Origin of the sequence: Nocardioides sp. N13(2025) (genome assembly GCF_051912545.1) — a bacterium.
GTDB lineage: Bacteria > Actinomycetota > Actinomycetes > Propionibacteriales > Nocardioidaceae > Nocardioides.
The window spans coordinates 1597806-1621558 of sequence record NZ_CP196809.1 but is presented as its reverse complement, the minus strand read 5'-3'; the positions used below and the strand labels follow the sequence as shown (position 1 = coordinate 1621558).

Here is a 23753-nt window from a genome sequence, read left to right as displayed (position 1 = left end):
GTGTCTTCGGGGGCAGGCATCTGCGCGCCGGACCTCCTTCTCCGCCTCACGGGACGGCTCGTTAAAGGATGTCGATCGGCCCCGACCCTACAGGTGACACGGCACTTCCTCGCGCTGGGACGGCCCGAGCGGGCACTTCCTCGCGCTGGGACAGCCCGAAAGGGCACTTCCTCGCGGAGGTTGCGCGAGGAAGTGCCCGGTCAGCGCCCAGCAGCGCGAGGAAGTGCCCGGTCAGCGCCCTGCAGCGCGAGGAAGTGCCCGGTCAGCGCTCCAGGATGGCGACGACGCCCTGCCCGCCGGCGGCGCAGATGGAGATCAGCGCGCGACCCTGGCCCTTCTCGGCGAGGAGCTTGGCGGCGACGGGGATGATCCGGCCGCCGGTGGCGGCGAACGGGTGCGCGGCCGCCAGCGACGAGCCGTTGACGTTGAGCTTGTCGCGATCGATCGAGCCCAACGGGGCGTCGAGGCCCAGCCGCTCCTTGCAGAACACCGGGTCCTCCCAGGCGGCCAGGGTCGACAGCACCTGCGAGGCGAACGCCTCGTGGATCTCGTAGTAGTCGAAGTCCTGCAGGGTGAGGCCGTTGCGCTCCAGCATCCGCGGCACGGCGTAGGCCGGCGCCATCAGCAGGCCCTCGTGGCCGTTGACGTAGTCGACCGCGGAGGTCTCCGCGTCCACGAGGTGTGCCAGCACGGGCAGCCCGCGCTCCTCGGCCCACTCGTCGGTGGCGAGCAGCACCGCCGAGGCGCCGTCGGACAGCGGGGTGCTGTTGCCGGCGGTCATCGTCGCGGCCGCACCCTTGCCGAAGACCGGCTTGAGGGTGGCGAGCTTCTCGACGGAGGAGTCGGGGCGCATGTTGTTGTCACGCGCGACGCCACGGAACGGCGTGATCAGGTCGTCCTGGAAGCCCTCGTCGTAGGAGCGGGCGAGGTTGTGGTGCGAGCGCGCGGCCAGCTCGTCCTGCGCCTCGCGGGTGATCCGCCACTCGAGGGCGGTCAGCGCGGCGTGCTCGCCCATGGAGAGCCGCGTGCGGGGCTCACCGTTCTGGGGGATGTCGAGGCCGATGTCGCCGGGACGGATGGCACCGAGCGCCTTGATCCGGCTCGCGGTGTCCTTCGCGGAGTTGACCTTCATGAGCTTCTTGCGGAGCTTGTCGCTGATCGCAACCGGGGCGTCCGAGGTGGTGTCGGTGCCACCGGCGATGCCCGCGTCGATCACGCCGAGGGCGATCTTGTTGGCCACCTGGATCGCCGCCTGCAGCCCGGTGCCGCAGGCCTGCTGGATGTCCGTCGCCGGCGTCTCCGGGGCGAGCTTGGAGCCCAGCACCGACTCGCGGGTCAGGTTGAAGTCGCGCGAGTGCTTGAGCACCGCTCCCGCGACGACCTCGCCCAGCCGTTCCCCCTGCAGCCCGAACCGGTCCACGAGGCCGTCGATCGCCGCGGTCAGCATCTCCTGGTTGGAGACGCCGGCGTAGACGGTGTTGGACCGGGCGAACGGGATGCGGTTGCCGCCGACGACGGCGACGGGGCGGGTCTTGGGCTGCATGGCGGGCTCCAGGGGACTCGGAAGGTAACTGAGCACATCGGTCGGACCGATGGACGGACGTCGGCTCCTATCCTTGCCGCAGACCGCCTCCTCGCCAACGGTGTGAGGGGCACGTCACGAAATCTGGACTCGCAGTTTCACACAGAGTTACATGTGCACCACCTGCCTGCACAACGCACGGCACCACACGCCACCACACGCACTGAAGAGGGATCCCGCCACATGAGCGACCGCTACCAGGGCTTCGTGTCCACCCCGATCGGCAAGCTGCTGGTCAAGAACCTCGGCCTGCCCAACCCGACCCCGCTGGAGCGGTGGTCCGAGGGTGCGCCCCTCGTCGACGGCGTGGTCGTGCTCGGCGGGTCCGGCCGCCTGAGCGAGGTGCTCCCCACCACGCTGGACGGCCTGGGGATCGCCTCCACCGCCACGCTCGAGGGTGACACCCGCGCGAAGGCCCTGGTGTTCGACGCCACCGGGATCACCGACACGGCCGGGCTGGTCGCCCTGCAGGAGTTCTTCACCCCGCTGATGCGCCGCCTCGAGACCTGCCCCCGCGTCCTGGTGCTCGGCACCCCGCCGGAGACCACGTCGGGCTCGGAGCGCGTCGCCCAGCGCGCGCTCGAGGGCTTCACGCGCTCGCTCGGCAAGGAGATCGGCCGCGGTGGCACCGTGCAGCTGGCGTACGTCGCTCCCGCCGCGGACGGAGCCATCGCCTCCACGCTCGCGTTCTTCCTCTCGCCCAAGTCGGCGTACGTCTCGGGCCAGGTCGTGCGCATCGGCGCCCACGGCCAGACCTCGACGGACGCCGTCGACGACTGGGCCCGGCCGCTGGCCGGCAAGGTCGCGCTCGTCACCGGAGCCAGCCGCGGGATCGGCGAGGAGATCGCCCGGGTGCTGCACCGCGACGGCGCCACGGTCGTCGGGGTCGACGTGCCCCAGGCGGCCAGCGAGCTGCAGGCGCTGATGGCCGAGCTCGACGGCGACCACCTCGTCCTCGACATCACCGCCAAGGACGCCCCGCAGCGGATCGCCCACCACCTGCGCGAGCACCACGGCGGCGTCGACGTGGTGGTGCACAACGCCGGCATCACCCGCGACAAGAAGCTCGCCAACATGGCCGAGGACCGCTGGAACAGCGTCATCGCGGTCAACCTCACCGCCCCCGAGCTGATCACCCGTGAGCTCCTCGACTCCGGCGTGGTCAACGCCGGTGGCCGCATCATCGGCGTCGCCTCGATCGCCGGGATCGCCGGCAACGTCGGCCAGACCAACTACGCGACGTCCAAGGCCGGCGTGATCGGGCTCGTGGAGAGCCTGCGCGACGAGCTCGACCACGGCATCACGGTCAACGCGGTCGCCCCGGGCTTCATCATCACGCAGATGACCGCGGCGGTGCCGTTCGCGACCCGCGAGGTCGGCCAGCGGCTCAACGCCATGTCCCAGGGCGGGCTGCCCGTCGACGTCGCCGAGACCATCGCGTGGTTCGCCAGCGCCGGGTCGGGCGCCGTCAACGGCAACGTCGTCCGGGTGTGCGGCCAGATGATGCTGGGCGCCTGATGAGCGACGCGAAGACCCTCACCGGCGAGCCGGGCGGGCTCAGCACCCTGGTGCGTGCCGCGCTCCCGGCCGTCCCCGGCGTCAACCAGCTGCCCGGCGTCCGGAAGGGCTCCGCACGCGACTTCACCGGTCTCGCCTACCGCCGCGAGCGCGTGGTGGCCGAGCGTGCCCGCGTCGATGCGTACGCCGCCGTGTGCGGCTTCCCGCGCAAGGACGTCGTACCCCTCACCTATCCGCACATGCTCGCCTTCCCGCTGCACATGGCGATCATGAGCGACCCGGCGTTCCCCTACCCGGCGATCGGCATGGTGCACGTCGAGAACACCATCACCGCCCGCCGCGCCGTCCGCGTCGGCGAGGCACTGGACGTGACGACGGCCGTGGGCGCCCCGCGCCCGCACGCCAAGGGCGTGCTCCTCGACTTCGTCACCACCGTGTCGGCCGACGGCGAGACCGCCTGGGAGTCGACCTCGACCTACCTGCGTCGCGGTCGCACCATCGAGGGCCAGGTCTCCCCCGGCCTCGAGATCCTCGACGCGCCCACCGGCGGCGTCGAGTGGCGCCTGCCGGCCAACCTCGGCCGGACCTACGCCTCGGTGTCCGGCGATGCCAACCCGATCCACCTCTACCCGCTGACGGCCAGGGCGCTCGGCTTCCCCCGGCAGATCGCCCACGGCATGTGGACCAAGGCGCGCTCGGTCGCCGCGATCGAGAACCGCCTGCCCGAGGCCGTCACCGTCGAGGTCGCCTTCAAGAAGCCGGTCTTCCTCCCGAGCACGGTTGCCTTCGCGGCCCGACAGGACGACGCGGGCTGGACCTTTGCCATGACGAGCCCGAAGGACGGCTCCCCCCACCTGCTCGGTCGTACGACCTCCGCGACCCCAGATATCTGAGGACGTCACGAACGGGATCGACGTGAGAATCCGTTCACCACGTCCTCAGATATCCGGGGTGGGCGCTAGGCGCGGTCGTCGCGCACCCGGATGAGCCCCTCCTGGGCCACCGTGGCGACGAGCTCGCCCGACTGCGAGAAGACCCGTGCCAGGGCCAGGCCGCGTGCGCCGCCGGCGAACGGCGAGAACTGGTCGTAGAGCCACCACTCGTCGGCGCGGAACGGCCGGTGGAACCAGATCGTGTGGTCCAGCGACGCCGGCTGCAGGCGGGGCGAGGCGATGTGGATGCCGTGCGGCACCAGGGCCGCGCCGAGCAGGGTCAGGTCGCTCGCGTAGGTGAAGGCCGCCGCCTGGATCGTCGGGTCGTCCGACAGCGTGCCGTCGACCTTGATCCACAGGCGCGCGCGGGCCGGGTGCTCCGGGTCGTCGGGGATGCCCCGGCCGGTGACGCCCACGTGGCGGACGTCGAGGGCCGCCCACTCGCGCTCCCACTCCTCGGCCGACTCGGGACTGCGCTCGCGTGCCAGCTCGACGAGGGGCAGGCCGTGCTCCGGCCCGACCACCTCCGGCATCCGGTCCTGGTGCTCGAGACCCGGTTCGGGGATCTGGAAGTTGGCGGTCATGTAGTAGATCGGACGGCCGTGCTGGCGCGCGGACACGCGGCGCGTCGCGAACGACCGCCCGTCGCGGATGCGCTCCACGTCGTAGACGATCGGCACCGACGTGTCGCCGGGGCGCAGGAAGTAGGAGTGCAACGAGTGCAGGACGAAGTGCCCCTCGACGCTCCGGGTCGCCGCCACCACGGCCTGCGCGGCGACCTGGCCGCCGAAGACCCGCTGGCGCTCGGTGCGCGCCTGCGCGCCGCGGAAGAGGTCGACCTCGAGCTGCTCGAGCTCGAGAAGGGTCGCGAGCTCGTCGGCACTGCCCGCCATCAGCGGTCCTCCCAGCCGGGGTCGTCGCCGTCGTCCTTGGACTGGTCGTCCAGCTCGGCGAGGAACGCCTCGAAGTCCCGGCCGATCTCCTCGCCCGTCGGCAGCGGTCCGTCGCCTGCCAGGAGCGAGCTGCCGGCGGCCTCGGCCTCACGGAAGGAGTCGTACTGCTGCTCCAGCCCGCGGACCACCTCGCCGACCTCGTCGTGGGTGGAGAGGTAGCGGTCGACCTCGGTCTCGGTGATCTCGGCCGCCTCGCGCAGCTCGCTGAGGTCGATGGTCAGGTGACCGCCGATCTCGAGGTGCTCGAGGAGGACGAGCGCGGCCTGGGGGTACTCCATCTGGGCCAGGTAGTGCGGGATGTGGGCGACGAAGCCGAGGGCGTCGAGCCCCCACTCCCCCAGCCGGATCTCGAGCAGCGCCTGCGCGCTCGCCGGGACGCGGAGCTCGCCCTGCCACGGGCTCTCGCCGGGGACCAGCTCGGGACGGTTGGCGTGCGGCGTGATGGCGATCGGACGCGTGTGCGGCACGGCCATCGGCACCGCGCCCAGGCTCACGACGCGGGAGACGCCGAAGTGCGCCACGACCTCACGGACGGCGCGGGCGAAGGCCTCCCACCGGATGTCGGGCTCGGGTCCGGCCAGCAGCAGGAACGGCGTACCGCCGGAGTCGCGAAGCGCGCGGACGACCAGGCGCGGGGCCTCGTAGTCGGCGTAGTGGTCGCGGATGAACGTCACCGGTGGGCGACGGGCGCGGTAGTCGTGCAGCGAGTCGACGTCGAAGGTGGCGACGACCTTGCCGTCCGAGAGGCCGGAGAGGTGTGCGGCGGCGAGCTCCGCGGACTTGCCGGCGTCGAGGAAGCCGGTCAGCACGCAGACGAGCGTGAGGTCCCCGGCGTCGGCGAGGACCTCGGCGCCGTCCACGATGTGCACGAGTCGTTCGGCCATGGGGCAACCCTAGTGACTCCACGCCAGTGACCCGACACACACCCGGCAGTCTGGGCAGGCATTGTTACCGAGGGGTAACCTGTCGCCACCCTGTCCGCCAAGCCTGGGAGTAGCCAGTGTCCCGTCCACAGCGTGAGGTCGTCTTCGTCGACGGCGTGCGCACACCGTTCGGCAAGGCCAAGGGCCAGTACGCCGAGACGCGCGCCGACGACCTCGTCATCAAGTGCATCCGCGAGCTCATGCGGAGGAACCCGTCCCTGCCTCCCGAGCGGGTCGACGAGGTGGCCCTCGCGGCCACGACCCAGATCGGCGACCAGGGCCTCACCCTCGGTCGCACCGCTGCGCTGCTGTCCGGGCTGCCGCAGAGCGTTCCCGGCTACTCGATCGACCGCATGTGCGCCGGCGCGATGACCGCGGTGACGAGCACCGCGTCGGGCATCGCCTTCGGTGCCTACGACGTCGCCATCGCCGGCGGCGTCGAGCACATGGGGCGCCACCCGATGGGTGAGGGCGTGGACCCCAACCCGCGCATCCTCTCCGAGCGGATCGTCAACCCCGACGCCCTCGTGATGGGCAAGACGGCCGAGAACCTGCACGACCGCTACCCCACGATCACCAAGCAGCGCGTCGACGAGTACGCCGTGCGCAGCCAGCAGAAGACCCAGGCGGCCTACGACGCCGGGAAGATCCAGCCCGACCTGGTGCCTGTCGCGACCCGCTCGGCGGACGACGGCTGGGGCCTGGCGACCACGGACGAGCCGATGCGACCGGAGACGACGCTCGAGTCCCTCGCCGGCCTCAAGACGCCGTTCCGCTCGCACGGCAAGGTGACCGCGGGCAACGCCGCCGGCATCAACGACGGCGCCACCGCCGCGCTGCTCGCCGACGAGGAGACCGCGCGCGAGCTCGGCCTGCCGGTGAAGATGCGGCTCGTGACCTACGCCTTCGTCGGCGTCGAGCCCGAGGTGATGGGGGCCGGCCCGATCCCGGCTACCGAGAAGGCACTCAGGCTCGCGGGCCTCACGATCGACGACATCCAGGCCTTCGAGGTCAACGAGGCGTTCGCCGTGCAGGTGCTCGCCTTCCTCGAGCACTACGGCATCGCCGACGACGATGCCCGGGTGAACCCCTACGGCGGCGCGATCGCGATGGGCCACCCGCTGGCCTCGTCCGGCGTACGCCTGATGAACCAGCTCGCGCGCCAGTTCGAGGAGCGGCCCGAGGTCCGCTACGGCCTCACGAGCATGTGCATCGGCATCGGCATGGGCGGCACCGTGATCTGGGAGAACCCGCACTGGAACGGAGCAACCAAGTGAGCACCACCATCTTCGAGCGCGCGCAGGCGATCGTGTCCGATGCCGAGCGCGTCACGCAGGCCCACCTGCGCAAGGTCACCGTGTCCGGTGCGACCTTCGGCCTGATCACCCTCGACAACGGCGAGGACCACACCAAGCCCAACACGTTCGGCCCGGCCTCGCTGCTCGCGCTGAACACCGCGATCGACGCGGCGCTCGCCGACGACTCGATCGACGCCGTCGCGGTGACCGGCAAGCCGTTCATCCTCGCGGCCGGCGCCGACCTCACCTCGATCCAGGGCGGCGGACCCGACGCCGTGCGCACCGTGGCCGAGCTCGGCCACGCGGTCTTCCGCAAGCTGGGCGAGGGCGGCAAGCCGTCGTTCGGCTTCATCAACGGGCTCGCGCTCGGCGGCGGGCTCGAGGTGGCGCTGCACTGCACCTACCGCACCGTGATGGACTCCGCTCCCGCGCTCGGCCTGCCCGAGGTCATGCTCGGGCTGGTCCCCGGCTGGGGCGGCGCGTGGCTCGTGCCCAACCTCGTCGGTGCCGACAAGGCGGTCACGCTGGTCCTCGAGAACCCGCTCAACCAGGGCAAGACGCTGGGCGGGCAGGCGGCGTACGACTTCGGGCTGGCCGACGCGGTCTTCAACGGCGCCGACTTCCTGGAGCAGTCGCTGCTCTGGGCAGCCGCCGTGCTCAAGGGCGAGATCGTCGTCGAGCGCCCCGAGGTCGACCGAGGGGAGGCCTGGGACGCCGCGATCGCGCGCGCCGAGGGCATCGTCGCGGCGAAGACCGGTGGCGGTTCGCCGGCCGCGAAGAAGGCCGTCGAGCTCATCGCAGCCGCTCGCGACTCCGACCGCGACGCCGGCTTCGCCGCCGAGGACGACGCCCTCGAGGCCATGTCGCAGACGGCCGAGCTGCTCGCCTCGCTCTACTCCTTCGACCTGGTGCAGAAGCGGGCCAAGCGGCCTGCCGGCGCCCCCGACAAGTCGCTCGCGCGACCGGTGACGAAGGTGGGCATCGTGGGCGCGGGCCTGATGGCCAGCCAGCTCGCGCTGCTCTTCGTACGCCGCCTCGAGGTGCCGGTCGTGCTGACCGACCTCGACCAGGAGCGGGCCGACAAGGGCGTCGCCTACGTGCACGCCGAGATCGACAAGCTCCTCGCCAAGGGGCGGATCAACCCGGACAAGGCCAACCGCCACAAGGCGCTGGTGTCCGGGGAGACCGACAAGCAGGTCGCGTTCGGCGACGCCGACTTCGTGATCGAGGCCGTCTTCGAGGAGATGGCGATCAAGAAGACCGTCTTCGCGGACGTGGAGAAGGTGGTGTCGCCGGAGTGCGTGCTGGCCACCAACACCTCCTCCCTCTCGATCACCGAGATGGCAGCCGACCTCGAGCACCCGGAGCGGGTCGTGGGCTTCCACTTCTTCAACCCGGTCGCCGTGATGCCGCTGCTGGAGATCGTCAAGGGGGACGCGACCGACGACGCGACGCTGGCCACGGCGTTCGCCACCGGCAAGGCGCTGAAGAAGACCTCGATCCTGGTCAAGGACAGCCCGTCCTTCATCGTGAACCGCCTGCTCGGCCGCTTCATGAGCGAGGTCGGACGCATCGTCGACGAGGGCACGCCGGTCCAGGTGGCCGACAGCGCCTTCGCCGGGGTCGCCCCGATGCCGCCGTTCGTGCTGCTGTCGCTGGTCGGCCCGGCCATCGCGCTGCACAACAACGAGACGCTGAAGGGCGCCTTCCCCGACCGCTTCTACGTCTCCCCCGCCCTCGAGCGGATCGTGGCGGCGCGGAAGCCGGCCTACTACGGTCCCGACGGCCGCCTCGACCCCGAGGTCGAGGAGCTGCTCGAGAAGCCGGCCTCGCCGGTCGTGCTGACGGCGGAGGAGGTCCGCGAGAAGACCCTGTCGGGCCTCGCCGAGGAGGCGCGCCTCATGCTCGACGAGGGCGTCGTCGCCGCTCCGCAGGACATCGACCTGGCCATGATCACCGGCGCCGGGTTCTCGTTCTGGAACGGCGGGCTCACCTTCCTCCTCGACGTCGCCGGGATCTCCGAGAAGGCGACGGGTCGCCGCTTCCACTGATCAGCCAAGCCTCGTGGGGCGGTGTCCCAGCCACATTCCGTACGTCGGGAACGTGGCTGGGGCACCGCCCCTCGCCGTGTCGGCGTACGACCGTCAGGCGCCGGCGTCGCGCGTGGTGGTCGCCGGAGTGTGGCGGTCGTAGTCGCCGCGGCCGAGGCGGGAGTGGCTGCGGCCGTAGGCGAAGTAGACGACCAGGCCGATCCCCATCCACACGAGGAAGCGGACCCAGGTCTCGGCGATCAGGTTGAGCATGAGGTAGCCGCAGAGCAGGACCGAGCCGGTGGCGACCACCCAGATCCCGGGGACGCGGAACGCCCGCGGCAGCTCGGGCCGGGTCTTGCGCAGCACCAGGACCCCGATGCTGACCAGCATGAAGGCGAAGAGCGTGCCGATGCTGACCAGGTCGCCCAGGGTCTCGAACGGCACGAAGCCCGACAGGAGCGAGACCATGACCGCGGTGAGCGCCGTGATGCGGTACGGCGTCCCGAACGTCGGGTGGACCCGGGCCAGGCTGACCGGCAGCAGACCGTCGCGCGCCATGGCGAACGCGACCCGGGTCTGCCCCATCAGCAGGATCAGCACGACGACGGTGAGGCCGATGGTCGCCCCGATGGCGATGAGGTCGGAGATCCAGTGCAGGCCGACCTTCTCGAAGGCCGTGGCCAGCGGTGCCGCGTCGTCTGGATCGATGTCCTTGTAGGACTGCATCCCGGTGATCACCAGGCAGACCGCGATGTAGAGGACCGTCACGATGGCGAGCGAGCCCAGGACGCCGATCGGGACGTCGCGCTGCGGGTTCCTGGTCTCCTCGGCGGTGGTCGCCACGACGTCGAAGCCGATGAACGCGAAGAACACGATCGCCGCGCCGGCGATCACGCCGGCGATGCCGAAGACCGCCGGCTCGAGGCCGAAGAGGGAGGTGATCAGCGGCGTCTTCCACGCCGACGCCTCACTCCCGGCGGAGGCCTCACGCGGCGGGATGAACGGGGTGTAGTTGGACGTCTTGATGTAGGCGATGCCCACGACGATCACGAGGGCGACGACGCTCAGCTTGATCGCCACCACGATCTGGTTGACCCGGCTGGAGAGCTTGATGCCGCCGATGAGGACCGCGGCGCAGACCAGGGTGATCACGATCGCCGGCAGGTTGAGGACGCCGTCGCTGGCCGAGGCGACGGACGCCGGGATCTCGAGGGGCGTGCCTTCCAGCACCGACTGCAGGTAGCCGGAGAAGCCGACCGCCAGCGCCGAGGCGCCGACGGTGAACTCGAGGACGAGGTCCCAGCCGATGACCCAGGCGATCAGCTCACCGAAGGTCGCGTAGCTGAAGGTGTACGCGCTCCCGGCCACGGGGACCGTCGAGGCGAACTCGGCGTAGCAGAGGGCGGCGAGCCCGCACGCGAGCCCGGCGATCAGGAAGGACAGGGACACCGCCGGCCCGGCGTTCGACGCCGCCACCAGCCCGGTGTAGACGAAGATGCCGGCACCGATGATCACGCCGACGCCGAAGATCGTGAGGTCGAGCGCGCCGAGGTTCTTCTTCAGGCGGTGCTCGGGTTCTTCCGTCTCGGCGATCGACTGCTCGACTGACTTGGTGCGGAAGAGGCTCATCCCAGCAACCTAGAACTCCACGGCGGTTGCCGTCGAGCCACGCTGGACCGGCTCTCAGGCCGTGTGGTCGGCCTCGACGAGGGCGAGCCCCTGGTCGAGCGCGGTCACGTCCTCGACGATGTCGCGGGCGAGGGTCTGCGCATCGAGTCCGATCCGCGCCAGGATGACGTCGCGCTTGGCGTGGTCGAGGAACTCCTGCGGGATGCCGTGCAGGCGGAACGGCGTATGCACCCCGGCGTCGTTGAGGGTCTGCAGCAGCGTCGCCCCGCAGCCACCGACACGCCCGTTGTCCTCGACGCTGACGACCAGCCGGTGGTCGCGGGCGAGCTCGACGATCGCCGGGTCGACCGGCTTGACCCACCGGGGGTCCACCACCGTGACCCCGATGCCCTGCGCGGTCAGCCGCGACGCGACCTCGACCGCCGTGGTGCACATGGACCCCACGGCGACGACCAGCACGTCCTGGTCGCCCTCGCGGACCAGCACGTCGGCGCCACCGGCGCGGTCGATCGCGGGCACGTCTGCGGGCGGCGGGCCCTTCGGGAAGCGGACGACCGTGGGCGCGTCGTCGACCAGCACGGCCTCGTCGAGGAGCTCGTGGAGCCGCGTCACGTCGCGCGGGGCGGCGAGGCGCAGGCCCGGCACGACCTGGAGGATCGACATGTCCCACATGCCGTTGTGGCTGGCGCCGTCGTCGCCCGTCACGCCGGAGCGGTCGAGCACGAAGGTGACGCCGCACCTGTGCAGCGCGACGTCCATGAGGACCTGGTCGAAGGCCCGGTTGAGGAACGTCGCGTAGACCGCGAACACGGGGTGGAGGCCGCCCATCGCGAGACCGGCAGCGGAGGTGACGGCGTGCTGCTCGGCGATGCCGACGTCGAAGGTGCGCTCGGGGAACTTCTCGGCGAAGGTGTCGAGGCCCACCGGGTGCATCATCGCGGCCGTGATCGCGACGATGTCCTCGCGACGCGTGCCGAGGTCGACGATCGCCTCGGAGAAGTGGTCGGTCCAGATCTTGCCCTTGGGCTTCTCGGCGCCGGTCTGGACGTCGAAGGGGCCGGGCGCGTGGAACTGGTCGGCCTCGTGGCGCAGCGCGGGGTCGTAGCCCTGTCCCTTGCGGGTGATGGCGTGCACGATCACCGGGCCGCCGAAGCGCTTCGCGTTGGACAGCGCCTGCTCCATGGCGTGGCGGTCGTGTCCGTCGACCGGGCCGACGTACTTGAGGCCGAGGTCCTCGAACAGGCCCTGCGGCGCGAGCGCGTCCTTCATGCCCTTCTTGACCGCGTGCAGCGCGTCGTAGGCCGCGTGCCCGACGCCCGGCACCGCGTTGAGGCGCTTCTTCACCAGGTCGAGCACTTGCTCGTAGCGCGGGTTGGTGCGCAGCGAGGTGAGCGCCGTGGCGAGGCCGCCGATGGTGGGTGTGTAGGAGCGCTCGTTGTCGTTGACGACGATGACGAGCCGGCTCGACCTCGCGATCGCGATGTTGTTGAGCGCCTCCCAGGCCATGCCGCCGGTCAGGGCTCCGTCGCCGATGACGGCGACGACGTGCCGGTCCTCGCCGCGGATGGCGTAGGCCTTCGCCAGCCCGTCGGCGTACGACAGCGAGGTGGAGGCGTGGGAGTTCTCCACGATGTCGTGCTCGGACTCGGCCTGGCTCGGGTAGCCGCTGACACCACCCTCCTTGCGCAGGGTGCCGAAGTCGGCGTGGCGGCCCGTGACCAGCTTGTGCACGTAGGACTGGTGGCCGGTGTCGAAGACGACGCGGTCGCGCGGCGAGTCGAAGACGCGGTGGATGGCCAACGTCAGCTCGACCACCCCGAGGTTCGGCCCGAGGTGTCCGGAGTTCGTCGCGACGGTGCGGATCATGACGTCGCGGATCTCGGCGGCCAGCTCGTCCAGCTGCTCTGCCGACAACCCACGGAGGTCACGCGGGGACGCGATCGAGTCGAGGAGTGCCATGTCGGCCGAGTCTATTTCATCGCAGGTCGTAGACCGCCACCGACGGCTCGTGGAGGCTCCCCATCCACACCTTGCCGTGGTGCTCCCGGACGCCGGTGACCATGTGGTAGCCCGGGTGGTCGATGTCCACGTCGTGCACCAACCGGCCGTCAGCGGCGTAGGCCTGGACCCGGATCGTGCGGCGGGGCTTGGGCTGCAGCGCCTCCGGGACCCGGGTCACCGCCTTGCGCAGCACCAGCGGGGCCGACCCGAGTCGCTCGACCAACCCGTCGACCGGGCTGGCGAGCGTGACCCAGATCATGCCGTCGCTGCCCCGGCTGATGTTGTCGGGATAGCCCGGCAGGCCGGCGACGAGGTGGTCCCGGGTCCCCGCGCGCGGGCCCGTGAGCCACAGGCGTACGACGGTCCTGCCGCGCGTCTCCGCGACGCAGACGTAGGACTCGTCGACCGCGAGCGCGACGCCGATGGCGAACGCCAGGTCGTCGAGCACGACCTCGACGGTGCCGTCGGGGTCGAGCCGCAGGAGGCGGCCGGTGCGGGTGTCCTGGACGAAGTCGTCCTTCCACTGGTCCACGCCGTGGTGCAGGGACGAGTCGCTGAACCAGATCGTGCCGTCGGCAGCGACCGCGGCGTTGTTGCAGAACTTCATGGGCTTGCCGTCCACCCGGTCGAGGAGGACGGTGACCTCCCCGGAGCCGGGGTCGACCCGGAGCAGCCCGCGCTCGGCGTCGCAGACCAGGAGCTGCCCGTCGGCGAGGAGCTCGATGCCGAGCGGGCGACCACCGGTGTCCGCGACGCGGCGGGTGCTGCCGGTCGCCGGGTCGAGCGCCCAGAGCGCGCCGTCCTCGGTGCCGGTCCAGACGGTGCCGTCCGTGCCGACCAGGACGTCCTCGGCGCCCATGGACGGGACGGGGTGCACGGTGAAGGTCATGGCTGCTCCTGGTGGTCGATGAGCCGGCTGTAGTCGTCGGAGTCGAGGAGGGTCGGGACGATGTCGACGGCCGCTGCGCTGAGGTCGAGGTGGCGGGCGACGTCTGGGTCGACGAAGACGATCTGGCGTCCCTCGCGGCAGTCGATGTCGGCGTCGGTGAGGTCAGTGGCGGCGATGAAGACCTGCATGACGTCCCAGGTGCCGTAGGCCTCCCGGTGGTCGACCACGAACTCCCCGAGCAGCTCCAGGGTGCCCGGTGCGAGCACCACACCGGTCTCCTCCTCGAGCTCGCGGTAGGCGGCGGTCTCGAAGTCCTCACCCGGATCCACGTGACCGCCGGCGAGTCCCCACTTCTCCGGATCGATCCGCGGGTGCTCGTCGCGCTCCTGGAGCAGGATCCGGCCGCCGCGGTCGACCAGCACGATCCCCGCGAAGCGCCGGTCGCTCGGCACGAACGGGTGCTGCTCGATCCACGTCCGCAGGTGCGGTGCGACGATGGCGGTCGAGCGCACCAGGTCGGCGTCGAGCAGGTGGTCGGCGTCCACGAACAGCATCTGCCGCCCCTCGTGGCACTCGACGTCGCGGTCGTTCAGCGTCGTACGCGCGACAAAGGCGTGGAAGTGGAAGGTGCCGCGGTCGTCCGTCACCAGCTCGAAGAGCCCGAGGTCCGCGAGGTCCTCGGGTGTCACCACGACTCCCGTCTCCTCCGCCAGCTCGCGCACGGCGCCAGCGACGGGCGACTCGTCGCCCTCGAGGCCGCCACCGGGGAAGCACCACATCTCCGGCCAGACCGGGGCGTGCTCGTCGCGCTCCTGCATCAGCACCCGGCCGCGTGGGTCGACGAGGGTGACCTGCACGAAGTCGGTGCGATGCATTCCCCGACCCTAGTCAGCCCTCACATGCGGACCCGGTAGCGCCGCCCGCGCAGCGCCTCCTCGACCAGGCCCACCTCGCGACGTACGGCGAGCAGGCGCGCGTCCTCGAGCTGGAAGGTCTGCACCGCGGCCTCGACGACGGCCTCGTCGGCGACGTCCCTCAGGTCTCCGCGGATCTCGCTGAGGCCGCGGCGCGTCGCGAGCTGCTGCGCCTCCACGTGGAGCACGGCGAACCTCGCCAGCACGACGACGTGCCGGCGCAGCCCGGAGAACCGCCGATAGTCGGGCGGGCACAGGTCGAGCAGCCAGCTGGCGGCCGTGACCTCCCAGTCCGGGGCGTCGGGCGGTCGCACCTGACGCGGCCACCCCGGTGGAGCGACGCCGCGGTGCCCCTGCGGCGGTGTGGGCCGCTGCCGGGGTTGAGGAGTGGGGAACACGCGGGCAGTCTATCGAACATGTGTTCGATGCGCGCGGTCTCAGGCAGATGGGAGCTCGCGCGCGAACAGGTCCTCGAGACGGGCGAGGTCAGGATCCCGTAGACCGGCGGAGTCGTGTCGCCACCAGACGTCGGGGTAGACCAGGCGCCCGGTCATCCAGTCTGCGTAGGAGTCGAAGGTGACGACCTGGAACGCCGCCTCCGGGGTGCGCCTCGACGCCGGCTCGAGGCCGAGCGAACCGGCCCGGGCGAAGCCGCGGTCGCCGTAGAACGCCGGGCTTCCCTCGAGGAACAGCGCCGGCCGACCGAGCCCGCGAGCGCTCTCGATCGCCGCAGCCACCAGTGCGGTGCCGATCCCCGACCTCTGGCGGGCCGGCTGGGTGCTCAGCGGGCTCAGCACCGCCATGTCGACGAGCTCCCGGCGCGCGTCCAGCCAGCAGTGGCTGACCCCGACGTGGCCGACGACCTCACCCTCGACGGTTGCGACGAGCTCTGCGAGCAGGAGCTCGCCGGCCCGCACCTCGGCCCACAGGTCGGCGACCTGGTCGCCGTGCGCGGGGGCATCCGCCCCGAATGCGGCGCGGATCACCCGCAGCACGTCGTCGGCGTCCTCGGGTGCGGCCGGTCGGATCTCGAAGGTGGTCGCGGAGTGGCTCACCGGCGTCACGCTAGCGACCCACGCGCTCCCGCAGACCGGCGGCGAGCCCCGCCACCGTGAGCGCGTCCACCAGGCCGCCGAGCGTCGTGGCCAGCCGGCGGTGTCGGACCGGCGCCAGCCGCAGCCGCAGGTGCACGCGCGTCCCCCCCGCGCCCACGATGGGCGTCAGGCGCAGGCACCAGGTGAGGTCGGTCGCACCGCGCCGCGACGTGTAGAGCAGGGTGCGGGGCGGGTCGATGGCTGCGAGGGTGAACGTCGCGTCGGCGCCGCCCCAGTCGGGGATCACATCGCCCACCTCGTGCTCGAGCAACCGCGGCTCGACGTGCCGCAGGGCTCGGCGTGAGGGTGGGACCAGCCGCTCGACGGCCGCCGGCAGGTACCACCCGGCCCGGTGCTTGCCGAGCTGGACCAGCCATGGCCAGACGCTCTCCGGCGGGGCGTCGAGGTCGAAGCCGCGATCCATCACGACCTCGGCCGGCAGGAGCTCGTCGCCGGGCAGGACGTCGGCCCGCTCCCCCTCGGTCGCCCGTGCTCGGTCCATCGCTCAGCCCTGGATGAAGGACCAGCGCACTTCGCGCTCGTCGTTGTCGACGTTGAGGTCGACCAGGCAGATGCTCTGCCAGGTGCCGAGCGCCAGCCGTCCGTCGAGCACCGGAACGGTGCAGTGGGGCGGCACGATCGCCGGCATCACGTGCGAGCGTCCGTGCCCGGGCGAGCCGTGCCGGTGTCGCCAGCGGTCGTCCGCGGGCAGCAGGTCACCGAGTGCGGCGAGCAGGTCGTCGTCGGAGCCTGCGCCGGTCTCGATGATCGCCAGTCCGGCCGTGGCGTGTGGCACGAACACGTGCAGCAGGCCGTCACCGCGACCCGACACGAAGTCAGCGGCGTCGCGGGTCAGGTCGCGCACGACCTCCTCGCCGCCGGTGCGATAGCTGCGGGTCTCACTGTCCACCGGACAGCGCCTCCTCGATGCGCTCGACCTTGGCGGTGAGCTGGTTCGTGTAGCCGGGCCGGATGTCGGCCTTGAGGACAAGTCCGACACGCGGTGACACCTCGGCGACCACGTCGACGGCGCGCTTGACCACGGCCATCACCTCGTCCCACTCCCCCTCGATGTTGGTGAACATCGCGTTGGTCTCGTGGGGCAGGCCGGACTCGCGGACCACCCGGACGGCGGCCGCGACGGCGTCGGTCACCGAGCCCGTCGAGTCACCGGACATGGGCGAGATGGAGAAGGCGACGATCATGCAGTCACGCTAGCGACCTTCGTCAGCAGGCGGAGACCCGGCCGTCGTCGTGCGTCGTGGCGCGTCCGTCGGCGCACACGTCGGCATCTACCGCCGTGGCGTTGAGCATCGAGAGGCCTTGGTCGACGTAGAGGGTCAGGCGAACGCCGTCGTCCACGACGACCACCTCCGCGTCGTCGCGTTCGACCTTCCAACCGGTGTCGAGGAGCGACCCACGCCATGCTGCGAAGGAGGCAGCCGGATCGTCGCCGTGGATGGCCGCGGTGCACCCGACCTGCGAGGACGAGACAGGTCCATAGAGGGTGAATCCCGCCGGGTGCGCGGGGACGTGGAACGCGCCGTCGACCTCCGCCGGGATGTCGGCCTCGGCGTTCGGCCCGTTGCAGGTGAAGGACGCGTCCTCGGCGACGAACCGCTCGTGCCGGTCCCGCTGTCCGAGCTCCGCGCTGACCGGGAGCCCGGCGATCGTCACCACGACGAAGCCCACGAGCGCGACGGCCGTGGCCCGTCCCGGGCGGGCCAGACCAGCCGCGCACGCGGCTGCCCCGATCGGCAGGACGGCGAAGACCGCCAGGGAGCCGCTGCCGGTGCCGTACTCGGACGCAAGGCCCCACGAGGTGGACAGCAGCACGACCAGGAGGCCGAGGGCGACGAGGCCCATGACGAGGACGGCGGAGCGACGGGCGAGGGTCTGCATCTCCGGAGGGTGCACCTCAGCAGGACGGCGGCGGATCCGCCGTCGTACTCACTCGTGCCTCAGGCGTCGGCGCCCTGCTCGGGCAGCCCACCCTGGGGATCGGGCGTTCCCCCCTGGCAGGTCACCCCGTACTCCGGCGCTGTGTGGCCGTCGCCGTACTCCTCGAGGAAGAGGCGCAGCCGCTCGTCGTCGGCCCCGTCGAGCCGCAGCTGCGCGCCCCAGACGGTGACCACGACGGGCGACGGGAGGTCCTCGCGCGGCGACATGATGCCGTTGTCGGGCAGCTGCGCGGCCAGCGCCTCGACGTCGTCGGCGCCCAGCTCGGGGTCGTGGGTGATCCAGACCGAGCCGTGCTCGAGGTCGTGCACGGCGTTCTCCTCGCGCACCGGCTCGCCGTAGACACCGCACTCCAGCCAGATGGGCGCGTGCGCGCCTCCGGCGGGCGGATCCTGCGGATAGACGACGTCCTCCGTCGTGTGGGCGCGGTTGGTGATCTCCCACGTCTCGACGAGGCTGAGGTCGAGCGCGCGCTGCGCCTGCTCGTCACCGCGGAGGGCCTTGTCGACCAGGGGCGCGACGAGCGCCGCGCCGAGCACGACGGCTGCGCCGACCGTGGCGAGCAGGAGGGGAAGGCGTGTCTGCCCTGCCTCGGCCTCGACGGGCGCGTCGGGCAGCTCCGGTCCGGGTCCCTCGTGGCTCACGACGTCAGGCTACCGACGCCGTCCTCGGCCGGGAGCGCCCGCCTCAGGCTCGCGAGCCCGGCGCGGGCCTGCGACTTCACCGTGCCCTGCGCGATGCCGAGGGTGGCGGCGATCTCGGCCTCCGAGAACCCCTCGTAGTAGCGGAGCACGATGACCGCGCGCTGGCGTGGTGCGAGGGTGCGCAACGCGTCGCGCACGGCCATCAGCTCGGCCCGGTCCGGCTCGTGCGCGAGCTGCTCGGGCACGGTGTCAGTGCTCTGCTCGCGCCAGCGCCGGCGCCGCCACCGGGAGATGTTCTCGTTGACCATCACCCGCCGGACGTAGGCCTCGGGGTCATCCCGGATCCGGCGCCACTGCGGCACGACCTTGACCAGCGTCGTCTGCACCAGGTCCTCCGCGTCCTGCGCGTGACCGGTCAGGAGGTACGCCGTCCGCAGGAGGGCGGCCTGCCGTGCGACGACGAACTCGGCGAACCCGTCAGGGGTGGCCACGACGCCTCCTCCGGAGGACCTGCCAGACCACCCACGCCCCGCCCAGGAGCCCGAGCCCGACCAGCCGGGGGTCGGGCGCGAACGGCGCGTCCGGTGCGGGGACGACCTCGGCGGTCCACGCCTCGGCGGCGACCTGCGGGGTGTTGCCCGCGAACTCCGCGAGGGGCGCCCGCTCGCCCGTGGTGAGGTCCAGCGCCCACGCCCGACTCGCGCGGCGGGGCCGACCCTCCTCCACCTCGTCGAGGCCGGCGACGACGAGGTGGGTGGGCGAGCGCCAGCCCAGGACTGCCTGGGCGGCCTCGTCCCCGACTCGGCGCAGGGCTGCCCGCTGGTCGCCGAGGTCCGCGACGAGCACCTGCTTGGGTGCGTCGTCGTAGGTGCTCGCATCAGGCATCAGCAACGCCGCGACGCGAGAGCCGTCGGGACTGATCGTGGCGTCGGTCGTGCCGGCGGCACCGGGCGAGCCAGTGGGGAGGACGAGCCGGATCGCCCGTGGCTCGGCGGCGCGGGTCACCAGCGTCAGGCGCCCGCGCAACGGTTGCTCGACGAACCCGTCCGGCGCGGCGCCGACAGCGTTCGCGCCGACCCTCGCCGACGGACCGTCCGGCTCGTCGCGCTCACCGGTCGTGACGTCCCACGTGCGAGCTCGCGGGCGGGAGGCGAACCCTCCGTCCCCGGAGACACGCACCGGGCCCGCGGACCACCAGAGCACGTCGCCGGCCCAGGCCAGGCCGCTGGGCCACAACCCGTGCTCGGAGTCGAGGCGCCACACCTCACGCTTGCCGGTCTGGAGGTCCAGCACCGCCACCCCGACGACCGGGGTCGCGTCGTCGGCCCCGCTGCTCCCCGGTGCGAGCGGCTCCCCCGAGACCTCGCCGGTCACCCAGTACGCCACCCTCCGGCCATCGGCGGAGAGCGTCGGCTCGCCCCCGCTGTCGACGACCGCCCCCGGGAGATCGAGGAAGCGGGACTCCCCCGTCATCGCCGAGACGCCCCAGAAGGCGTTGCGGTCGGACCACAGGCCCGACCTCGTGCCGATCCCGACGGCCGAGAGGCGCCCCGGCGTCCTGTCGAACGCCGGCTCCCAGCCGCCCGGCTGGCGGATCACGTCGGGAAGCACCATCCGGTCGTCCCCGCCCGCCGGAGCCACCCGCTGGGCGCGCTCCACGAGGAGCGGCGAGACCGTCGTGCCCAGCAGCCCCACGACCACCAGCGCGGCCAGGACCGAGCCGAGGCGTGCGCGCTGTCGTCGACGCCCGCGCGCCCAGACGGCGTCGGGATCGAGGCCGCCCGCGGGCGCGTACGCAGCCAGGCGCTCGAGCCGGTCGGTGACGTCGCCGGGTGGTGCGGACATCGCTGTTCTCCTCCGTGTGCGGGCAGCCTCACACGTCCACACGCACCGACACGCTCGACAGGAGGGGGCCGGAGGCGGATTTCTCAGGCGAGCGCCGCGCGCACGGCCTCCGCGCGCTCGTCGTACTCGTCCTGCGGGATGTCGGGCAGCATGTCGGCCCAGATCGGCAGGTTGGAGCCGCGCAGCTCGAGGACGCCGAGCGGCCGGGCGAGGACGTTCACCGAGAGGTGGCCGCCGCCGTTCTCCCACTTGCACACCTGGACGTTGCCCACGCCGGGCAGGGCACGAAGCGCGCGGTAGGTGCGGGCCACCAGCCGGCCGAGCTCCTCGTCGGCAGCCTCGTCGAGGTCGTCGAGGCGCTCGTGGTCACGGGCCACGACGTTGGCCACGAACATCAGGCTGGTGCCTCCGGGGCGGATCACCGACAGGCGCGTGCCCGTGTGGAGGACGAGGTCGTCGCGGGCCAGCGCCTTGCACGTCCCGCAGGCGTCGACGGTGCGGGCGCGCGAGGGCTCGGGGACGACCCGCTCACCCAGCGGCTTGGGGGTCAGCCCGTCGCGCTCGAAGGGGAAGACCTCCCAGTCGGCCATGCCGCCGACCGGCGGGCGGCCGGCCGCGTCCAGGTGGTCCTGGACGCGGCCGCGCCACACCGCAGCGGGGTCGGTCATCCGCGCAGCAGGTTGCGCAGGACGTACTGCATGATCCCGCCGTTGCGGTAGTAGTTCGCCTCACCGGGGGTGTCGATGCGCACGACCGCGTCGAACTCGACGTCGCCGGCCTCGACCTTGACGGTCTTGGGCGTGCGGCCCTCGTTGAGCTCGGTGATCCCGGTGATGGTGAACTCCTCCTCGCCAGTCAGGCCGAGGTCGGCGGCCGTCTTGCCCTCCGGGAACTGCAGCGGGATCACGCCCATGCCGATGAGGTTCGAGCGGTGGATCCGCTCGTAGGACTCGGCGATGACGGCCTTCACACCGAGCAGCGCGGTGCCCTTCGCCGCCCAGTCGCGCGACGAGCCGGAGCCGTACTCCTTGCCCGCCAGCACGACCAGCGGGGTGTCGGCCTCCTGGTAGTGCTCGCTCGCCTCGAAGACGCTGGTGACCTCGCCGTCCTTCGTGAAGTCCTTCGTCACGCCACCCTCGGTCCCCGGCGCGAGCTGGTTGCGCAGGCGGATGTTGGCGAACGTGCCGCGGATCATGACCTCGTGGTTGCCGCGGCGCGAGCCGTAGGAGTTGAAGTCGCGCTGCTCGACGCCGTGCTCGGCGAGGTACTTGCCGGCAGGGCTGTCCTTCTTGATGGCACCGGCCGGGCTGATGTGGTCGGTGGTCACCGAGTCACCCAGCTTGAGCAGGACCCGGGCACCGGCGATGTCGGTGACCGGCTCGGGCTCGTCGGGCATGCCGTCGAAGTAGGGAGGACGGCGGACGTAGGTGGAGTCCTCGTCCCACTCGAAGGTGTTGCCCTCCGGGGTGGGCAGGGACTGCCAGCGCTCGTCGCCCTTGAAGACGTCGGCGTAGGACGAGCCGAACATGTCGGAGGTGATCGCGCGGGCGATCGTCTCCTCGACCTCCTGCGGGCTCGGCCAGATGTCCTTGAGGAACACGTCGTTGCCGTCGGAGTCCTGGCCCAGCGGGTCGTCGAACAGGTCGACGTCCATCGAGCCGGTCAGGGCGTAGGCCACGACCAGCGGCGGGGACGCGAGGTAGTTCATCTTCACGTCGGGGTTGATCCGGCCCTCGAAGTTGCGGTTGCCCGACAGGACCGAGACGACCGCGAGGTCGGCCTCGTTGACCGCCGCCGACACCTCGGGGATGAGCGGGCCGGAGTTGCCGATGCAGGTGGTGCAGCCGTAGCCGACGAGGTTGAAGCCGAGCTTGTCGAGGTACGGCGTGAGGCCGGAGCGGTCGTAGTAGTCGGACACGACCTTGGAGCCGGGCGCGAGCGAGGTCTTGACCCACGGCTTGCGGGACAGGCCCTTCTCGACCGCGTTCTTGGCCAGCAGCGCCGCACCGATCATCACGCTCGGGTTGGAGGTGTTGGTGCAGGAGGTGATCGCCGCAATGACGACGGCGCCGTGGTCGATCTCGACCTCCTGGCCGTCGAGGGAGACCGTGGTCTTCCTGCTGGGACGTCCCGCGCCCTTGACGCCGTGCGCGTGGGCGGGGGCGCCGTTGCCGCTGGAGTGGCTCGGCGAGTCGGACGCCGGGAAGGACTCCTCCACCGCCTCGTCGTAGCCGGTGGCCTCGGCCGCGTCGTCCGGGTCGTCGTCACCCTCGGTGACGTAGTCGGCCAGGGCTGCGCGGAAGGACTCCTTGGCCTCCGTGACCTCGACGCGGTCCTGCGGACGCTTCGGGCCGGCGAGCGAGGGGACGACCGTCGAGAGGTCGAGCTCGAGGCGCTCGCTGAAGCGGGGCTCGGCGCTCGGGTCGTGCCAGAGGCCCTGCTCCTTGGCGTACGCCTCGACGAGGGCGAGCTGCTCCTCCGAGCGGCCGGTGAGGCGGAGGTAGTCGACCGTCTGCTCGTCGATGGGGAACACGGCGATGGTCGAGCCGAACTCCGGGCTCATGTTGCCGATCGTGGCGCGGTTGGCCAGCGGCAGCGCGGAGACGCCCTCGCCGTAGAACTCGACGAACTTGCCGACGACACCGTGCTCGCGGAGCATCTCGGTGATGGTGAGCACCAGGTCGGTCGCCGTGGAGCCCTCGGGCAGCTCGCCGGACAGCTTGAAGCCGACCACGCGCGGGATCAGCATGGAGACGGGCTGGCCGAGCATCGCAGCCTCGGCCTCGATGCCGCCCACGCCCCAGCCGACCACGCCGATGCCGTTGACCATCGTGGTGTGGGAGTCGGTGCCGACGCAGGTGTCGGGGTAGGCGACGCCGTCGCGCACCATGACCACGCGGGCGAGGTGCTCGATGTTGACCTGGTGCACGATGCCGGTGCCCGGCGGGACGACCTTGAAGTCGTCGAAGGCGCCCTGGCCCCACCGCAGGAACTGGTAGCGCTCGCGGTTGCGCTCGTACTCGATCTCGACGTTGCGCTCGAAGGCGTCGGCAGAGCCGAAGACGTCGGCGATGACGGAGTGGTCGATGACCATCTCGGCCGGGGCGAGCGGGTTGATCTTGGTGGCGTCGCCACCGAGCTCGGCCATCGCCTCGCGCATCGTGGCGAGGTCGACGACGCAGGGCACGCCGGTGAAGTCCTGCATGATCACGCGCGCCGGCGTGAACTGGATCTCCTGGTCCGGAGCGGCGCTGGCGTCCCAGCCGGCGATCGCCTTGACGTGGTCGGCGGTGATGTCGGCGCCGTCCTCGGTGCGGAGCAGGTTCTCGAGGAGCACCTTGAGCGAGAACGGCAGGCTCTCGACGTCGAGGCCCTCACCCTTCACCGCATCCAGGCGGTAGATCTCGTAGGACTTTCCGTCCACGTCCAGGGTGCCCTTGGCACCGAAGCTGTCCTGACTGGCCATCAGCCACATCTCCTCGGGAGTTCGCGGGTTCACGCCCATCTTGCCGTCGCAGTCGGAGCAACGGGAAGGCGGG

At 71.5% G+C, this 23753-nt stretch carries 22 protein-coding genes; 4 read left to right on the top strand and 18 right to left on the bottom strand.

The features are described from left to right. Positions 1-262: 262 nt before the first annotated feature. Positions 263-1543, bottom strand: coding sequence for an acetyl-CoA C-acetyltransferase (locus ACS3YM_RS07720; protein WP_439939490.1), 1281 nt, complete (start codon positions 1541-1543; stop codon positions 263-265). 222 nt (positions 1544-1765) lie between these two features. Here ACS3YM_RS07720 and ACS3YM_RS07715 point away from each other — a divergent pair, with 222 nt between their 5' ends. Continuing rightward, complete coding sequence (locus ACS3YM_RS07715; protein WP_439939489.1) at positions 1766-3100, top strand: 3-oxoacyl-ACP reductase; 1335 nt, start codon at positions 1766-1768, stop codon at positions 3098-3100. Next, positions 3100-3993: a MaoC family dehydratase gene (locus tag ACS3YM_RS07710; protein ID WP_439939488.1), complete on the top strand. Its 894-nt coding sequence runs from the start codon at positions 3100-3102 to the stop codon at positions 3991-3993. The genes ACS3YM_RS07715 and ACS3YM_RS07710 overlap by 1 nt, the downstream gene beginning before the upstream one ends. A 65-nt stretch (positions 3994-4058) precedes the next feature. Here the strand turns inward: ACS3YM_RS07710 and ACS3YM_RS07705 are convergent, their stop codons facing one another. Together ACS3YM_RS07705 and ACS3YM_RS07700 are read right to left on the bottom strand one after the other, a co-directional pair. After that, on the bottom strand, positions 4059-4925 hold the full coding sequence (locus ACS3YM_RS07705) for an acyl-CoA thioesterase (protein WP_439939487.1): 867 nt from the start codon (positions 4923-4925) through the stop codon (positions 4059-4061). After that, positions 4925-5869, bottom strand: coding sequence for a PAC2 family protein (locus tag ACS3YM_RS07700; RefSeq protein WP_439939486.1), 945 nt, complete (start codon positions 5867-5869; stop codon positions 4925-4927). Before ACS3YM_RS07700 ends, ACS3YM_RS07705 begins: the two co-directional genes overlap by 1 nt. Positions 5870-5985: 116 nt before the next feature. Between ACS3YM_RS07700 and ACS3YM_RS07695 the strand changes: the two genes are divergently transcribed. Together ACS3YM_RS07695 and ACS3YM_RS07690 are read left to right on the top strand one after the other, a co-directional pair. Then, positions 5986-7185, top strand: a complete 1200-nt coding sequence (locus tag ACS3YM_RS07695) for a thiolase family protein (protein WP_439939485.1) — start codon at positions 5986-5988, stop codon at positions 7183-7185. Next, entirely contained in the window at positions 7182-9257 is a 2076-nt protein-coding gene (locus ACS3YM_RS07690; protein WP_439939484.1) for a 3-hydroxyacyl-CoA dehydrogenase NAD-binding domain-containing protein, read from the top strand. The genes ACS3YM_RS07695 and ACS3YM_RS07690 overlap by 4 nt, the downstream gene beginning before the upstream one ends. A gap of 93 nt (positions 9258-9350) precedes the next feature. Here ACS3YM_RS07690 and ACS3YM_RS07685 read toward each other — a convergent pair whose 3' ends face one another. From ACS3YM_RS07685 to ACS3YM_RS07615, 15 genes are all read right to left on the bottom strand, one after another. Next, a complete protein-coding gene (locus ACS3YM_RS07685; RefSeq protein WP_439939483.1) occupies positions 9351-10868 on the bottom strand; it encodes an amino acid permease in 1518 nt (505 codons plus the stop codon). A gap of 54 nt (positions 10869-10922) precedes the next feature. Continuing rightward, a complete protein-coding gene (gene dxs, locus ACS3YM_RS07680; protein WP_439939482.1) occupies positions 10923-12827 on the bottom strand; it encodes a 1-deoxy-D-xylulose-5-phosphate synthase in 1905 nt (634 codons plus the stop codon). A 16-nt stretch (positions 12828-12843) separates the two neighbouring features. Next, on the bottom strand, positions 12844-13758 hold the full coding sequence (locus ACS3YM_RS07675) for an SMP-30/gluconolactonase/LRE family protein (protein ID WP_439939481.1): 915 nt from the start codon (positions 13756-13758) through the stop codon (positions 12844-12846). Then, positions 13755-14633 (bottom strand): NUDIX domain-containing protein, encoded by an 879-nt coding sequence (locus ACS3YM_RS07670; protein WP_439939480.1) that lies wholly within the window; start codon positions 14631-14633, stop codon positions 13755-13757. Before ACS3YM_RS07670 ends, ACS3YM_RS07675 begins: the two co-directional genes overlap by 4 nt. A gap of 20 nt (positions 14634-14653) precedes the next feature. After that, positions 14654-14986 (bottom strand): hypothetical protein, encoded by a 333-nt coding sequence (locus ACS3YM_RS07665; RefSeq protein WP_439939479.1) that lies wholly within the window; start codon positions 14984-14986, stop codon positions 14654-14656. A gap of 123 nt (positions 14987-15109) precedes the next feature. After that, positions 15110-15727 carry a GNAT family N-acetyltransferase gene (locus ACS3YM_RS07660; RefSeq protein ID WP_439939478.1) on the bottom strand — a complete coding sequence of 206 codons (618 nt, stop codon included), beginning with the start codon at positions 15725-15727 and terminating at the stop codon, positions 15110-15112. Positions 15728-15737: 10 nt separating this feature from the next. Next, a complete protein-coding gene (locus tag ACS3YM_RS07655; RefSeq protein ID WP_439939477.1) occupies positions 15738-16268 on the bottom strand; it encodes an SRPBCC family protein in 531 nt (176 codons plus the stop codon). 3 nt (positions 16269-16271) lie between these two features. Continuing rightward, positions 16272-16676 (bottom strand): YjbQ family protein, encoded by a 405-nt coding sequence (locus ACS3YM_RS07650; RefSeq protein ID WP_439939476.1) that lies wholly within the window; start codon positions 16674-16676, stop codon positions 16272-16274. Then, complete coding sequence (locus ACS3YM_RS07645; protein WP_439939475.1) at positions 16666-16971, bottom strand: MTH1187 family thiamine-binding protein; 306 nt, start codon at positions 16969-16971, stop codon at positions 16666-16668. Before ACS3YM_RS07645 ends, ACS3YM_RS07650 begins: the two co-directional genes overlap by 11 nt. A 22-nt stretch (positions 16972-16993) precedes the next feature. After that, positions 16994-17668 (bottom strand): hypothetical protein, encoded by a 675-nt coding sequence (locus ACS3YM_RS07640; RefSeq protein WP_439939474.1) that lies wholly within the window; start codon positions 17666-17668, stop codon positions 16994-16996. 59 nt (positions 17669-17727) lie between these two features. After that, positions 17728-18369: a DUF3105 domain-containing protein gene (locus ACS3YM_RS07635; RefSeq protein WP_439939473.1), complete on the bottom strand. Its 642-nt coding sequence runs from the start codon at positions 18367-18369 to the stop codon at positions 17728-17730. Then, on the bottom strand, positions 18366-18860 hold the full coding sequence (locus ACS3YM_RS07630) for a SigE family RNA polymerase sigma factor (RefSeq protein WP_439939472.1): 495 nt from the start codon (positions 18858-18860) through the stop codon (positions 18366-18368). Before ACS3YM_RS07630 ends, ACS3YM_RS07635 begins: the two co-directional genes overlap by 4 nt. Then, entirely contained in the window at positions 18847-20214 is a 1368-nt protein-coding gene (locus ACS3YM_RS07625; protein WP_439939471.1) for a hypothetical protein, read from the bottom strand. Before ACS3YM_RS07625 ends, ACS3YM_RS07630 begins: the two co-directional genes overlap by 14 nt. 83 nt (positions 20215-20297) lie before the next feature. Continuing rightward, positions 20298-20882, bottom strand: a complete 585-nt coding sequence (locus tag ACS3YM_RS07620; RefSeq protein ID WP_439939470.1) for a hypothetical protein — start codon at positions 20880-20882, stop codon at positions 20298-20300. Next, complete coding sequence (locus ACS3YM_RS07615; RefSeq protein ID WP_439939469.1) at positions 20879-23680, bottom strand: aconitate hydratase; 2802 nt, start codon at positions 23678-23680, stop codon at positions 20879-20881. The genes ACS3YM_RS07620 and ACS3YM_RS07615 overlap by 4 nt, the downstream gene beginning before the upstream one ends. Positions 23681-23753 lie beyond the last annotated feature (73 nt).

What these genes read in the sequence shown, in the direction of transcription:
- ACS3YM_RS07720 (WP_439939490.1), bottom strand. Translation starts at nt 1,543, where the DNA reads ATGCAGCCCAAGACCCGCCCCGTCGCCGTCGTCGGCGGCAACCGCATC.
- ACS3YM_RS07715 (WP_439939489.1), top strand. Translation starts at nt 1,766, where the DNA reads ATGAGCGACCGCTACCAGGGCTTCGTGTCCACCCCGATCGGCAAGCTG.
- ACS3YM_RS07710 (WP_439939488.1), top strand. Translation starts at nt 3,100, where the DNA reads ATGAGCGACGCGAAGACCCTCACCGGCGAGCCGGGCGGGCTCAGCACC.
- ACS3YM_RS07705 (WP_439939487.1), bottom strand. Translation starts at nt 4,925, where the DNA reads ATGGCGGGCAGTGCCGACGAGCTCGCGACCCTTCTCGAGCTCGAGCAG.
- ACS3YM_RS07700 (WP_439939486.1), bottom strand. Translation starts at nt 5,869, where the DNA reads ATGGCCGAACGACTCGTGCACATCGTGGACGGCGCCGAGGTCCTCGCC.
- ACS3YM_RS07685 (WP_439939483.1), bottom strand. Translation starts at nt 10,868, where the DNA reads ATGAGCCTCTTCCGCACCAAGTCAGTCGAGCAGTCGATCGCCGAGACG.
- dxs (WP_439939482.1), bottom strand. Translation starts at nt 12,827, where the DNA reads ATGGCACTCCTCGACTCGATCGCGTCCCCGCGTGACCTCCGTGGGTTG.
- ACS3YM_RS07675 (WP_439939481.1), bottom strand. Translation starts at nt 13,758, where the DNA reads ATGACCTTCACCGTGCACCCCGTCCCGTCCATGGGCGCCGAGGACGTC.
- ACS3YM_RS07670 (WP_439939480.1), bottom strand. Translation starts at nt 14,633, where the DNA reads ATGCATCGCACCGACTTCGTGCAGGTCACCCTCGTCGACCCACGCGGC.
- ACS3YM_RS07655 (WP_439939477.1), bottom strand. Translation starts at nt 16,268, where the DNA reads ATGGACCGAGCACGGGCGACCGAGGGGGAGCGGGCCGACGTCCTGCCC.
- ACS3YM_RS07645 (WP_439939475.1), bottom strand. Translation starts at nt 16,971, where the DNA reads ATGATCGTCGCCTTCTCCATCTCGCCCATGTCCGGTGACTCGACGGGC.
- ACS3YM_RS07640 (WP_439939474.1), bottom strand. Translation starts at nt 17,668, where the DNA reads ATGCAGACCCTCGCCCGTCGCTCCGCCGTCCTCGTCATGGGCCTCGTC.
- ACS3YM_RS07625 (WP_439939471.1), bottom strand. Translation starts at nt 20,214, where the DNA reads ATGTCCGCACCACCCGGCGACGTCACCGACCGGCTCGAGCGCCTGGCT.
- ACS3YM_RS07620 (WP_439939470.1), bottom strand. Translation starts at nt 20,882, where the DNA reads ATGACCGACCCCGCTGCGGTGTGGCGCGGCCGCGTCCAGGACCACCTG.
- ACS3YM_RS07615 (WP_439939469.1), bottom strand. Translation starts at nt 23,680, where the DNA reads ATGGCCAGTCAGGACAGCTTCGGTGCCAAGGGCACCCTGGACGTGGAC.